13 protein-coding genes are annotated in these 12,740 nt (G+C 69.0%); 6 read left to right on the forward strand and 7 right to left on the reverse strand.

The window, feature by feature from the left end; genetic code table 11:
• Positions 1-83: 83 nt before the first annotated feature.
• Positions 84-380 carry a 4a-hydroxytetrahydrobiopterin dehydratase gene (locus tag FA740_RS12680; protein ID WP_136857148.1) on the reverse strand — a complete coding sequence of 99 codons (297 nt, stop codon included), beginning with the start codon at positions 378-380 and terminating at the stop codon, positions 84-86.
• 28 nt (positions 381-408) lie between these two features.
• Positions 409-1,848 (reverse strand): cardiolipin synthase, encoded by a 1,440-nt coding sequence (cls, locus tag FA740_RS12685; protein WP_246053619.1) that lies wholly within the window; start codon positions 1,846-1,848, stop codon positions 409-411.
• A 76-nt stretch (positions 1,849-1,924) separates the two neighbouring features.
• Between cls and accD the strand changes: the two genes are divergently transcribed.
• From accD to FA740_RS12700, 3 genes are read left to right on the forward strand one after another with little or no spacing between them, the layout of a single operon-like run.
• The gene (accD, locus tag FA740_RS12690; protein ID WP_136857149.1) at positions 1,925-2,830 is read left to right on the forward strand and encodes an acetyl-CoA carboxylase, carboxyltransferase subunit beta; all 906 of its coding nucleotides are present in this window, start codon (positions 1,925-1,927) and stop codon (positions 2,828-2,830) included.
• Between the two features lie 60 nt (positions 2,831-2,890).
• Complete coding sequence (locus FA740_RS12695; protein WP_136857150.1) at positions 2,891-4,159, forward strand: bifunctional folylpolyglutamate synthase/dihydrofolate synthase; 1,269 nt, start codon at positions 2,891-2,893, stop codon at positions 4,157-4,159.
• Positions 4,160-4,211: 52 nt separating this feature from the next.
• Positions 4,212-4,577: a DUF983 domain-containing protein gene (locus FA740_RS12700; protein WP_136857151.1), complete on the forward strand. Its 366-nt coding sequence runs from the start codon at positions 4,212-4,214 to the stop codon at positions 4,575-4,577.
• Between the two features lie 15 nt (positions 4,578-4,592).
• On the opposite strand, the gene FA740_RS12705 is transcribed toward FA740_RS12700, so the two are convergent.
• Complete coding sequence (locus FA740_RS12705; protein WP_136857152.1) at positions 4,593-6,476, reverse strand: acyl-CoA synthetase; 1,884 nt, start codon at positions 6,474-6,476, stop codon at positions 4,593-4,595.
• A gap of 144 nt (positions 6,477-6,620) precedes the next feature.
• A complete protein-coding gene (gene lysM / locus FA740_RS12710) occupies positions 6,621-7,106 on the reverse strand; it encodes a peptidoglycan-binding protein LysM (protein WP_136857153.1) in 486 nt (161 codons plus the stop codon).
• Between the two features lie 300 nt (positions 7,107-7,406).
• Here lysM and FA740_RS12715 point away from each other — a divergent pair, with 300 nt between their 5' ends.
• Together FA740_RS12715 and FA740_RS12720 are read left to right on the forward strand one after the other, a co-directional pair.
• Positions 7,407-7,808, forward strand: a complete 402-nt coding sequence (locus FA740_RS12715; RefSeq protein WP_246053621.1) for a CAP domain-containing protein — start codon at positions 7,407-7,409, stop codon at positions 7,806-7,808.
• A gap of 180 nt (positions 7,809-7,988) precedes the next feature.
• Complete coding sequence (locus tag FA740_RS12720) at positions 7,989-8,351, forward strand: CAP domain-containing protein (protein WP_136857155.1); 363 nt, start codon at positions 7,989-7,991, stop codon at positions 8,349-8,351.
• Here the strand turns inward: FA740_RS12720 and FA740_RS12725 are convergent.
• Entirely contained in the window at positions 8,348-10,147 is a 1,800-nt protein-coding gene (locus FA740_RS12725) for an ABC transporter transmembrane domain-containing protein (RefSeq protein ID WP_136857156.1), read from the reverse strand. The two genes, FA740_RS12720 and FA740_RS12725, sit on opposite strands and share 4 nt — an antisense overlap.
• A 69-nt stretch (positions 10,148-10,216) precedes the next feature.
• Positions 10,217-10,825 carry a 5'-methylthioadenosine/S-adenosylhomocysteine nucleosidase gene (locus FA740_RS12730; RefSeq protein ID WP_136857157.1) on the reverse strand — a complete coding sequence of 203 codons (609 nt, stop codon included), beginning with the start codon at positions 10,823-10,825 and terminating at the stop codon, positions 10,217-10,219.
• Between the two features lie 133 nt (positions 10,826-10,958).
• On the opposite strand from FA740_RS12730, the gene zapE reads away from it, so the two are divergent.
• Positions 10,959-12,077 carry a cell division protein ZapE gene (gene zapE / locus FA740_RS12735; RefSeq protein ID WP_136857158.1) on the forward strand — a complete coding sequence of 373 codons (1,119 nt, stop codon included), beginning with the start codon at positions 10,959-10,961 and terminating at the stop codon, positions 12,075-12,077.
• Here zapE and FA740_RS12740 read toward each other — a convergent pair.
• A complete protein-coding gene (locus FA740_RS12740) occupies positions 12,059-12,676 on the reverse strand; it encodes a DsbA family protein (protein ID WP_136857159.1) in 618 nt (205 codons plus the stop codon). The genes zapE and FA740_RS12740 overlap by 19 nt on opposite strands.
• Positions 12,677-12,740: the final 64 nt, after the last annotated feature.

Raw genomic sequence — 12,740 nt, forward strand, 5'->3', positions numbered from 1 at the left:
TTCATCCCGCCCAACCTGTCACGACCCAATGCCATGGATAAACCGGGACGCCGCACGGAACAACCCTGTCGCCGCGCAACTGGTTACGCGACCAGCGCGTTCAGCCGCGCCGCACAGTCGATGTCAGCCCGGGTCAGCCCGCCCGCGTCGTGGGTCGTGAAGGTCACCGCACAATAGCCCCAGCCAAAGGCGATGTCGGGGTGATGATCGTGCCGGTTGCCCAGCCAGGCGGCCAGGTTCGCCATCTCGACCGCGCGGGCAAAGCCCTTGAAGTCAAAGCGGCGGGTAATGGCGCGCCCCTCCTGCGTCAGGGACCAGCCGGTCAGGCCCTCCAGCGCGCGGGCGATGTCGTCGGTGTCCAGCGGGGTGCGTTCGGTCATGGGGCCTCCGGTGCCGTCAGCCCCATCATCACAGCAACGGAGAGGCCAGCGCCAGCAGATTGTTGCGCAGCCGCCGCCACGCGCTCCAGGCACGGACCTCCTCCAGGGTGACGGGCCGGGCGCGGTCGGCATAGCTGGCCTGGCGGTCATCCAGCACCCGCACGAAATCGGGGTCGAACACCGCCATGTTCACCTCATAGTTCAGCTCAAAGCTGCGGCGGTCCAGGTTCGCGCTGCCGATCATTGCCATGCGCCCGTCCACGGTCAGGATCTTGGAATGCAGCAGCCCGTCCTGGAACAGCATCAGCCGCACCCCCGCGGCCAGCAGCCCGTAATAGAACCCCTGGCTGGTCGCCGCCACGATCAGGCTGTCATTCTTGGCAGGCAGGATCATCGTGACCTGCACGCCGCGCCGCGCCGCCGCCTGGATCGCCGCATCCAGCGCTGCGTCGGGGACGTAATAGGGCGTGGTGATGACCACCCGGTCGCGCGCCGCATGCAGCATGGCGGACAGACAATCCGACACGCTGCCCGCGCGCAGGTCCGGGCCGGTGGCCACCACCTGCGTGGCGACGCCCGGATCGGCCACCGGATCGACCGGCTGCAGCATCGGCCCCAGATCGCGTCCGGTATAGCTCATCCAGTCGCCCAGAAAGACCGCCTGCAGCTGGCGCACCGCGGGCCCTTCGATGCGGATCAGGATGTCGACCCAGGGGCCAAAGCGCGCCTTGACCGCAAAGGCCATGTCCGCGCAGTTGCGGCTGCCGGTAAAGGCCACGGCATTGTCGATCACCAGGATCTTGCGGTGATTGCGCAGGTCCAGCCGCTGGAACAGGATGCTGATGAAGGGCAGGCCCCAGGGAAAGGCCGTGACGCATTCCACGCCCGCCTGCGCCATCCGGTCCCACAGCGGCGACCGCACCAGCCCGCGCGAGCCCAGGGCGTCGACGATCACCCGGCATTGCACGCCGCGCGCCTCGGCCCGGCACAGGGCATCGGCGATCTTGGTGCCGCTGGCATCGGCCAGCCAGATATAGAACAGCACATGGACGTGATCGCGGGCCGCGTCGATGGCCTCGACCAGGCGGTCGATGGCCCCGTCGCCCTCCTCCAGCAGATCCAGGTGGTTGCCGTCCACCGCCTGCATGCCGCCAACGGCCGCATTGGCCGCGATGACCGGACCCGCCGGGTCGTCGGGACGGGTGCGCACGGCGGGCACCTCGGTCTTCAGCCCGGTCAGGCGGTCGCGCACGTCGGCCATGCGCTGCACCTCGGCCTGGTTCATGCGGATCTCGCCGAACAGCAGATAGGCGGCGATACCCACCAGCGGCACGGCCTCGATAACCATGATCCAGACCAGCCGGACCGACGGCTCGACCCGCGGACGCAGCAGCACGCGGGCGATGATCACCAGCGACACGGTCGTATGCGTCAGAAAGAACAGCGTCGCCCACATGGCGCGCATCATCCGCCGCGCCCCCGGCAATTGCAATTCCCCGCGTCGCGGCCTATCTGGAGGCCTGAAACAGCCAAGGCCATTCGCGATGAACTGGATCACGAACTACGTCCGCCCGCGCATCAACTCCCTCTTCTCGCGGCGCGAAGTCCCCGAGAACCTGTGGACCAAATGCCCCGAATGCGGGACGATGCTGTTCCATCGCGAGCTGTCGGACAACCTGAACGTCTGCACGAACTGCGATCACCACATGGCGATCACCCCGCGCGACCGCTTTGGCGCGCTGTTCGACGGCGGCGCCTTCGTCGAGGTCAAGGTCCCCGAGCCGATCACTGATCCGCTGCAGTTCCGCGACCAGAAGAAATACCCCGACCGCATGAAGGCCGCCCAGAAATCCACCGGCGAGAAAGAGGCCATGCTGGTCGCCGAGGGAGAGATCGGCCGCACCCCGGTCATCGCCGTGGGCCAGGACTTCAGCTTCATGGGCGGGTCCATGGGCATGTATGTGGGCAATGCCATCATCGCCGCCGCCGAACGCGCGGTGAAGGTGAAAAAGCCGCTGGTCCTCTTCTCCGCCGCCGGTGGCGCCCGCATGCAGGAGGGGATCCTGTCCCTGATGCAGATGCCCCGCACCACGGTCGCGGTCCAGATGCTCAAGGAGGCGGGCGTCCCCTACATCGTCGTGCTGACCCACCCAACCACGGGCGGCGTCACCGCCAGCTATGCGATGCTGGGCGACATCCAGATCGCCGAACCCAATGCGCTGATCTGCTTCGCGGGGCCGCGCGTCATCGAACAGACCATCCGCGAAAAACTGCCCGAAGGGTTCCAGCGCGCCGAATACCTGCTGGAACACGGCATGCTGGACCGGGTGACCCATCGCGGCCGCCTGCGCGACGAGCTGATCTCGATCCTGCGGATGCTGGGCGGCCTGCCCGCCCCCACCCGCGCCGACCTGCCCTCCCCCGAGACCATCCCGGCCCCGGCGGAATAGGCTTCTTCTTCATCCAAATATCCCGGGGGTCCGGGGGCTGGCCCCCGGAGATGGCGTGACATGACCACATCCGATGCGATCCTGGCCCGCCTCATGGCGCTGCACCCCAAGGTCATCGACCTGTCGCTGGACCGCATGCACCGCCTGCTGGCGGCCCTGGGTCATCCCGAACGCGCCATCCCCCCGGTGATCCACATCGCCGGAACCAACGGCAAGGGCAGCACCCAGGCCATGATCCGCGCGGGGCTGGAGGCCGGGGGTGCGCGCGTCCACGCCTATACCTCGCCGCATCTGGCGCAGTTCCGCGAACGCATCCGCCTGGCCGGCAGCCTGATCGCCGACGACGCCCTGGCCGACCTCCTGGCCCAGGTCGAGGCCGCCAATGACGGCCAGCCCATCACCTTCTTCGAGATCACGACCGCCGCCGCCTTCCTGGCCTTCGCCCGCACCCCCGCGGACTATACCCTGCTGGAAGTCGGCCTGGGCGGCCGGCTGGATGCGACGAACGTCATCGACGCACCGCGCCTGACGGTCATCACCCCCGTCTCGATCGACCACACCCAGTATCTGGGAGAGACCCTGCCCCTGATCGCCGCCGAAAAGGCCGGCATCATCAAGCCCCGCATCCCCGTCATCATCGGCCCCCAACAGGACGACGCCCTGCAGGTGATCGAGGCGCGCGCCATGGGCCTGTCGGCGCCCATCATCGCGCATGGCCAGCACTGGATGGTCCAGGCGGAACGCGACGGCATGATCTTTCAGGACGATCACGGCCTGTGGGACCTGCCGCGCCCCAATCTGATCGGCCCGCATCAGATCCAGAACGCGGGCACCGCGCTGGCCGCCCTGCGCGCGCTTGGCGCGACCGACGCCCAGGCCCACGCCGCCGTCACCCGCGCCGAATGGCCCGCCCGGATGCAGCGCCTGCGCCACGGCCCGCTGGTCGATCTGGCCCAGGGGGCAGAGCTGTGGCTGGACGGGGGCCACAACCCGGCGGGTGGGCTGGCCTTGGCCGCGACGCTGGACACCATGCCCGCGCGGCCCACGCATCTGGTCTGCGGAATGCTGAACACCAAGGACATCGCGGGCTATCTGCGCCCGCTGGCCTCCCATGCCGCCAGCCTGACCGCCATCGACATCCCCGGAGAGCCGAACACCCTGCCCGCCACCGACACCGCGCAGGCGGCGCAATCGGTGGGCATCGCCACGCGCATCGCCGCGGATGCCGCTCAGGCGGTCGCCACCATCGCCGCGTCCGAGCCGGGCGCGCGCATCCTGATCTGCGGATCGCTGTATCTGGCCGGTCGCATCCTGCGCGACAACGGCTGACGCGCCCCATCCCCGGCGGGATACGCCCCCGCCCAACCCCCTGCGAGGCCCGATGACCCAACCCCGAGACAGCCGCACCGCCATCATGCGCGGTCTGGCCAACCGCTGCCCCGCCTGCGGAGAGGGCCAGTTGATGCAGGGCTATCTGACGCTGAACCCGGTCTGCGCGCATTGCGACGCGCCCTTGGGCCGCTATCCGGCGGCGGACGGGCCGGCCTTCTTCACCATGACGATCATGCTGCTGGTTCTGATCCCGCTATTGGGGCTGGTCTGGGGCATCTGGCGCCCCGAACCGCTGATGCTGCTGGCCATCACGGGTTTCGTGATGACGGCCCTGACCCTGATCCTGCTGCGCCTGATCAAGGGCGCCTTCATCGGCTACCTCTGGGCCAAGGACGAACAGGACCGGGGCGCCTGAGACGCCCCGCCCGCCTTACGCCCAGTCCCAGGGCGTGGTGAACTGACCCAGACGGGTGCGGACCTGATCCTCGTCCACGCGCCCCTCGCGGGCCAGATGGGCGACCAGGCCGCGCTTCTTGTCCTCGCGCACATCGGCGACGCGGGCGCCGGTGCCGTCCAGCGCCTCGTCATAGACGCGGGTGATCGCCAGCTTGCGCAGGTCGGGCTTGAAGATCTTTCCAACGGCGGTCTTGGGCAGTTCCGGCAGAATCTGGATATGCTTGGGGATGGCGGCGCGTTCGTGGATATGCGTCTTGGCATGCTCGGCCAGTTCCTTGACCGACACATCCGCGCCCGCCACCAGCTCCACATAGGCGCAGGGCAATTCGCCTGCGAAGGCGTCTGGCTGGCCGATCGCGCCGACAAAGGAGACCGCCGGGTGGGACAGCAGCCCCTCCTCGATCTCGGCGGGGTCGATGTTGTGACCGCCGCGGATGATCAGGTCCTTGGCGCGCCCGGTGATCCACAGATAGCCGTCGGCGTCGATCCGGCCCAGATCGCCCGTGCGCAGATAGCGGTCATCGGCGAACAGCTTATGGTTCTTGTCCGCCTCGGTATAGGTCGAGCCGGGGAAAACGCCGGGGTTCGCCACGCAGATCTCTCCGACGACGTCGACCGGGCATTCATGCACCCGCCCCGCATCGTCATGGTTCAGGATGCGCACATGCGTATAGGGCAGCGGAATGCCCACCGATCCGACCTTCTTCAGACCGTTCACGGGGTTGCAGCTGACCAGGCAGGTCGCCTCGGTCAGACCGTAGCCTTCGGCGATCTCGACCCCGGTCGCGGCCTTGAAGCGGTTGTACAGCTCGATCGGCAGCGGCGCCGAGCCAGAGATCGCGGTCTTCAGGCTGCTGACATCGGCGTTGACCGGACGCTGCATCAGCGCCGCGATGGCGGTCGGCACGGTGATCAGGAACGTCGCCTGCCAGCGTTCGATCAGCGACCAGAAATTGTCGAACACCCCGTCGCCCCGGTATCCGGCGGGCGTGGGCATCACCACATGCGCCCCCGACGCGATGCACGACATCAGCACCGGATAGGCCGCAAAGACGTGGAACATCGGCAGCGGGCACATCAGCACGTCGGTCTCGTCGAAGAGCAGCGTCCCCCCAAGCCAGCCGTTATAGATCATGCCGCTGTATTTGTGCTGCGCGACCTTGGGCGTGCCGGTGGTGCCTCCGGTATGGAAATAGGCGGCGACGCGATCCTGCTTGGGGTCGTCGAAATCCAGCGCGGTGTGCTTGCGGGCGCTGGTCGCGGCCTCGAAGTTCAGGACCTTGGCCTTGTGGGTCACCTTCACCTTGGGGCGGATCAGCGGCACGATGTAACGCTTGATGCCGCGCAGATGGCGGTTCAGGTCGATCTCGATCACATGGGTGACGCCCGGGGCCTGGGCCACGGCCTCGGCGGCCTTCTGGGCCACGTCGGTCTTGGGGAACGCCTTCAGCGTCACCAGCACCTTGGCATTCGTCTCGCGCAGGATGCCGGCGATCTGGGTCGCGTCCAGCAGCGGGTTGATCGGGTTCACGATGCCCGCGGTCGCGCCCGCCAGCAGGACGACCGGCGTCTCGATGCTGTTGGGCAGTAGATAGGCAACCGTGTCGGTCGGACCCACGCCCAGGCTGCGGAACAGGTTCGCGGTCTCGGTCACCCGCTCCAGCAGCTCGGCCCAGGTCAGCGTGACTGACGGATCCTTGGCCCCCGACAACAGCTGGAACGAGATCGCGGGCCGCTGCGGAAAGCGTTGTGCCGTGCGCGCCACGAAATCATAGATCGTCACCGGCAGGTCGCGCGCATCATAGCCGCATTCGCTCTCGACCCGGTCGCGATCCTCATAGCTGCCGAACTTGCCCATCTGGTCCCCCTGCTTACCGGGCCGCAGATGCAGCCCCTCCCTGCCGGACAGGATGGTCCGATATGGGCAAAGGGGGCAAGGCCCGACCCGGCACGCCTGCGTGAAAACGCCGCGTCACCCAAGGGCAGGACGCGGCGTCACGGGTCAGGACGGGATGCGCAGAACCTGACCGGGATAGATCTTGTCGGGGTCGCTCAGCATGGGGCGGTTGGCCTCGAAGATGGCGGCATACTTGTTCGCGTCGCCCAGATGCTCCTTGGCGATGGCGGACAGGGTCTGGCCCTTCTTGACCGTGTGGAACACGGGTTCGGGGGCGCCCGCGGGCAGGTCGGCCTCGACCTTGGCGATGCCCTCGATATTGCCCAGGGCCAGGATCAGCTTTTCCAGAACCTCGCGGTCCGCGCCTTTGGATTCCACGATCACCGTGTCGCCGCGCAGGCGCAGATGCACGTCATCCCCGTCCAGGTTCAGCGCGCGCAGCTCGGCCTTGAGGGCAGCGACCTTGCGCTGCGTGTCGTCCTGGGCGGGGGCCTCAGCGGGGGCAGGCGCCGCGGGGGTGGCAGGGGCCGCGGCCTCGGCCTTGCCGAAAACCGACTTGCCCGCATCCTTCACGAAATCCCAGATGGCCATGATGTGATCGTCCTTGTGATGTCCTGCCTGCCGAACAACCGCCGCCCCGGCGCGGTTCCGCCGAAAGCGCGTCCCGAGGACGCGGTCGGTCGAAACCTTTTGTTAACGACCGTCGGGTATAAATCCTGATACGCGATTCTCGCAGAATAAGGGGTCCGGATGCGTCTCATAATTCTTCGATCGGCTGGGTGCATGGCGGTGGTCGCTGCTTTCGTAACGGGCTGTGCGCCCCAACCGGCGCCCCCGACGGCCAAGGATCCTCATGCCGTTCAAGTCGGCCAGCCCGGCCAGGCTACCTGCGTGGCGACCGCCACCGCCCATAACGCGGCAGGCGCGCAGGTGACCAACCACGCCCGGGCGCGCGCAGGCCTGCCCCCCGTCCAGGCCAATCCGCAGCTGGCGCGCGTGGCCGCGCAGCATGCCTGCGACATGGCGCTGCGCGGGCGCATGACCCATCTGGGCAGCACCACGACCGGCCCCTCCATGCGGCTGAAACAGTCCGGTTATCAGCCCAGCATCGCGGCCGAAAACATCGCGGCAGGGCCGTTCTCGCTGACCCGCGTACTTTCGGAGTGGTCGACATCGCCGGGTCATTTGGACAACATCCTGCTGCCGCAGGTGCGCGACTTCGGTGTGGGACAGGCTCTGGCCGAGGATGGGCGGACCGTCTACTGGGCGGCGGTCTATGCCGCCCCGCGCTGACCAACCGAGGATGCCGCAGGACAGACTCTGTGATCACCTTGCACAAACTATTTCTAAAGTGTGCCTCTCGTGACGCCGACACGGTCCTGCCTCGCGGCGCTTGGCGCGATGATGCTGACCAAGCCCGTGGCCTGGGGGGCGCCGCGCTGAACTGAGCCCTCGATCGCGGACAGCCAGGCGATGACCGTAGCGATCACCCGGATGCGGGCGCAGGCCGGGCTGGCGGCGGTGGGGGCCGATCCGGCCCTGACGCAGGCGGCGGCGCGGCAGGCCTGCGACATGGCCCGCCGTGGCCGGCTGAGCCATGAGGGCGGCGGCGGCCTGTCCGCGCGGACCCGCGCGGCGGGCTATCCGACGGCCCTGGCGGCCGAGAACATCGCCGCGGGCCAGGCCGATGCCAGCAGCGCGCTGGCCGCATGGGCCGGGTCGCAGGGGCATCGCGCCAACCTGCTGCACCGCCGGGTCCGGCATATCGGCATCGGTCAGGCGGTTGGCACGAACGGACAGCCCTATTGGGCGCTGGTGCTGGCCGCGCCGCGTTAGGCGCTGGCAGCGATCTGGCCCGGACCGTCGGTGAACTGCATCCGCGCCAGCCGCGCATAGAGCCCGCCCTGCGCGACCAGCTGATCGTGGCTGCCGGTGGCGACGATGCGGCCCTGGTCCAGCACGATGATGCGGTCGGCCTTTTTCACGGTCGCCAGGCGGTGGGCCACGACGACGGTGGTGCGTCCCTCGGCCAGGCGGCTGACCGCGGCCTGGACCAGCGATTCCGATTCCGCGTCCAGCGCGCTTGTCGCCTCGTCCAGCAGCAGGATCGGCGCGTCGCGCAGGATCGCGCGGGCGATGGCCACGCGCTGGCGCTGACCGCCCGACAGCATCACGCCGCGTTCGCCCAGGGCCGTGTCATAGCCCTGCGGCAGCGCCGCGATAAAGTCATGCGCATGGGCCGCGCGCGCCGCCGCCTGCACCTGCGCGTCAGAGGCGTCGGGCCGCCCCAGGCGGATGTTTTCCGCCGCCGACGCCGCAAAAATCACCGGGTCCTGCGGCACCAGGGCGATGCGGCTGCGCAGATCGACCCGCGCCAGATCGCGCAGGTCGATCCCGTCCAGCGTGACCTGCCCCGATTGCGGGTCCCAGAACCGCTGGATCAGCTGGATCACGGTGGTCTTGCCCGCGCCTGACGGGCCGACCAGCGCCACGGTCTCGCCCGGCCGGATGGTCAGGTCGAAGCCGTGCAGGGCCGGGACATCGGGGCGCGACGGGAAATTGAACCCCACCCCGTGAAACCCGATCTGACCGCGCAGCGGCGCCGGCAGGGGCACGGGCATCGAAGGGTCGGTCAACGTGTCCTGGGCCGACAGCAGCTCGGCCAGGCGTTCGGTGGCGCCTGCCGCGCGCTGCAGCTCTCCCCAGATCTCGGAGAGGGCGCCGGCGGCGCTGGCGACCAGGATGGCATAGATCACGAACTGGACCAGCTGCCCCGCCGTCATCACCCCGTTCTGCACGTCGCGCGCGCCCACCCACAGAACCCCGATCACCCCGCCGAAGATCAGGAAGATCACGATGGCGGTCATCACCGCCCGGGTGCCGATGCGCGTGCGGGCCACGCGATAGGATTGTTCGGTCACCTCGTCGAACCGCGCCATGCTGCGCGCCTCGGCGGTATAGGCCTGGATGGTCTGGGCGGCCAGAAGGGTTTCGGAGGCGGTGCCGGACGACGCCGCGATCCAGTCCTGGTTCTGGCGCGACAGGCTGCGCAGACGGCGGCCCAGCACGATGATCGGGATCAGGATGGCCGGCACGATCAGCAGCACCAGCCCCATCAGCTTGAGCGAGGTCCAGGCCAGCATGGCCAGCCCCCCCGCCAGGATCAGCATGTTGCGCAGCGCGATGGACAGCGACGATCCGACGACCGACTGGATCAGCGTGGTGTCGGTGGTGATGCGCGACAGGATTTCCCCCGTCATCACCCGTTCGAAGAAGGCGGGCGACAGGGTGATGACGCGGGCATAGACCGCCTTGCGGATATCGGCCACGACCCGCTCGCCCAGCCGCGTGACAAAGAAATACCGCGCCGCCGTGCCCAAAGCCAGTGCCGCCACGATCAGCAGCGCGGCGCCGAAATACTGGTCCAACAGCCCTGCGCCATCGTCGAAGTTGTCGACCACGCGGCGCGCGGCCAGCGGCAGGATCAGGCTGATCGCCGATGTCACCACCAGCGCCACCAGCGCCAGCAGCATCTGCACGCGATAGGGCCGCACAAAGGGCCACAGCGCGCCCAGCGCCCCCACCCGTCGGCTGGTGGGCCGGTCTTCCAGATTGCTTGCGCCGCGTGCCATAGGTCCTGCCACTTTGTGTTGCCGCCCCGGTTTAGGGGTCCGCCGCCCCAAGGACAAGCGCGCGCCCTGTCACAGCCGCAGCGTGCCCCCGGCCAGCGCGTCCTGCAGCAGGTCGACGGCCTGGGCCAGCCTGTCGTCGATCACCTCCAGGTATTGCGTCCAGTCGGACAGGCCGCGCAACTCCTCCGCGCCATCGGAAATGCCCCGCAGGCCGATCAGGGGAATGCCGAAATGCTGCGCCGCGCGCAGATGGGCGAATGTCTCCATGTCGACCATCTCCTCCTGGATCGCGGCATAGGCGGGGCCGCTGACGATGTTGGCGCCGGTCGACAGGCTGGCCACCGGCAGGCCGGGAATGCGGTGCGGCAGCGGGACCACCCGCGGCAGATCCAGCAGCGGCGTGCAGCCGCGCGCGAACCCCAGCGCGCTGGCATCCATGTCGCGCCAGGCGACGGCGCCCACCTGATAGACCTGGGTCTGGGCCAGCCGCGCCGACCCGGCCGATCCCAGCGACACGATCAGGCGGGGGCGCTCGGCCATCGCGGCCAGCGCGGCGGTCAGCTGCACGGCGGCTTCGATCGGGCCGATGCCGGTGATCAGCGGCGTGATGCGGGCGCGCAGCGCGGGGCCGTATTCGGGTTCGGCGGCCATGACATAAAGGACGGAGGGGTCGGACATCGCAACCTCGGGGTGCTGGGGGACGCCTCAGGGGGTGGCACGGGCGCGCGGGGCCGGTCAAGGGCGCAGCCCCCTTGCGGCGGCGGGGGGCGCTGTGGCAGGGGTGCGGCGGTCACGCGAAAAGGGGCATGCCATGGGCCGGGTCACCGATCTCTATCACCAGCGCGTCGCGTCGGGCGCGCTGCGGGCGGACCCCGCGCAGCAGGCGATCCTGCCGCAGATGGACCGCGTGCTGGACCAGATGGCCGCCGCCCCCGCGCCGCGCAAATCGGCTTGGCGGGCGTTTCTGGGCGTGGGCAGCCCTGACCCCGCGCCGGTGGTCAAGGGCCTGTATCTGTGGGGCGGCGTGGGGCGCGGGAAATCCATGCTGATGGACCTGATGGCCGATGCGGCGGGCGACATCCCCTGCCGCCGTGTGCATTTCCACGAATTCATGCAGGAGATCCAGGCCGGTCTGCACGCCGCCCGGGGCCGGGGCGAACAGGACACCGTCCGCCCCGTGGCCGAGGCCGTGGCCGCGCAGACCCGCCTTTTGTGCTTTGACGAGATGCAGATCACCGACATCGCCGATGCGATGATCGTGGGGCGGTTGTTCCAGGTGCTGTTCGACCAGGGGGTGACGGTGGTCACGACCTCGAACCGCGTGCCTGAGGACCTGTACAAGCATGGCCTGAACCGGCAGCTGTTCCTGCCCTTCATCACGCTGATCCGCGAGCGGATGGAGGTCACCTGCCTGGACAGCCAGACCGACTATCGCCAGAATCGCCAGGGCGGGCCGGTCTGGTTCGCGCCCGCCGATGCCCAGGCCCGCGCGGCGCTGGACGCGGCCTGGGACGATCTGACCGGGGGCGCCACGCCCACGCCCCTGACGCTGCAGGTGCAGGGGCGCGCGGTCACCCTGCCCGCCCATGTCGGGCGCGTGGCGCGGTCGGGGTTCTGGGACCTGTGCGGGCGCCCGCTTGGCCCGGCCGATTACCTGGCGGTGGCCAAGGCGGTCGATGTGCTGCTGATCGACGGGGTGCCGCGCCTGTCGGCCTCGAACTACAACGAGGCCAAGCGGTTCGTGACGCTGATCGACGCGCTTTATGAGGCGCGGGTCCGGCTGATCGCCAGCGGCGCCGACCAGCCCGAACAGCTGTACAACGAAGGCGAGGGCAGCTTTGAGTTCGAACGCACCGCCTCCCGCCTGCGCGAGATGCAGGACGCGGCCTGGGGCCTGCGCGAGGGCGACCCTCAGACCCCCATCGTCTGACGGCCCCGCGCGACCAGCGCGCGCAGCTCCTCCAGGGTCATTGCGCCAAAGGTCGCCTCGTCCCCGCAGATGAAGGTCGGCGTGCCCATCAGCCCCATGTGATCGGCCAGCAGGTGGCTCATGGTGATGTGGCGCTCGATCTCGGGGGCGTCCATGCGGCGGCGCAGATCGGCCTCGTCCAGGCCCAGGTCGCGGGCGACGCGCATGACGGTCGCGGGCTCGGCGCGGCTGCGCATGGACAGCAGCGCCGCGTGGAACCGCCAGTATTGCCCCATCGGCAGCGTGGCCAGCGACGCGCGGGCCGCGAATTCCGACCCCGGACCAAAGACCGGCCATTCGCGATAGACGACGCGCAGCTGCGGGTCCGACCGGACCAGCTCGGACATCAGCGGCAGCATCGTCTTGCAATGCGGGCAGTTGTAATCAAAGAATTCGGTCAGCGTGATGTTGCCCTGGGGGTTGCCCAGGACCGGGGCGGTCGGCTCGCGCTCCAGCGCGCGGCGCATGTCCTCGGGCATGGGGTTGTCGCGCTGCTGCGCCAGGGCTGGCAGGGCCGCAAAGGCTGCGGCCGAGGCCAGGAGGGTGCGGCGGGTCGGCATGGCTTGTCCTTTCGGCGGGGCTGGGGTCAGATGCCCCATGGCGTAACGCGAGGCCGACATATGC

Source organism: Paracoccus hibiscisoli, assembly GCF_005048265.1.
Taxonomy (GTDB): domain Bacteria; phylum Pseudomonadota; class Alphaproteobacteria; order Rhodobacterales; family Rhodobacteraceae; genus Paracoccus; species Paracoccus hibiscisoli.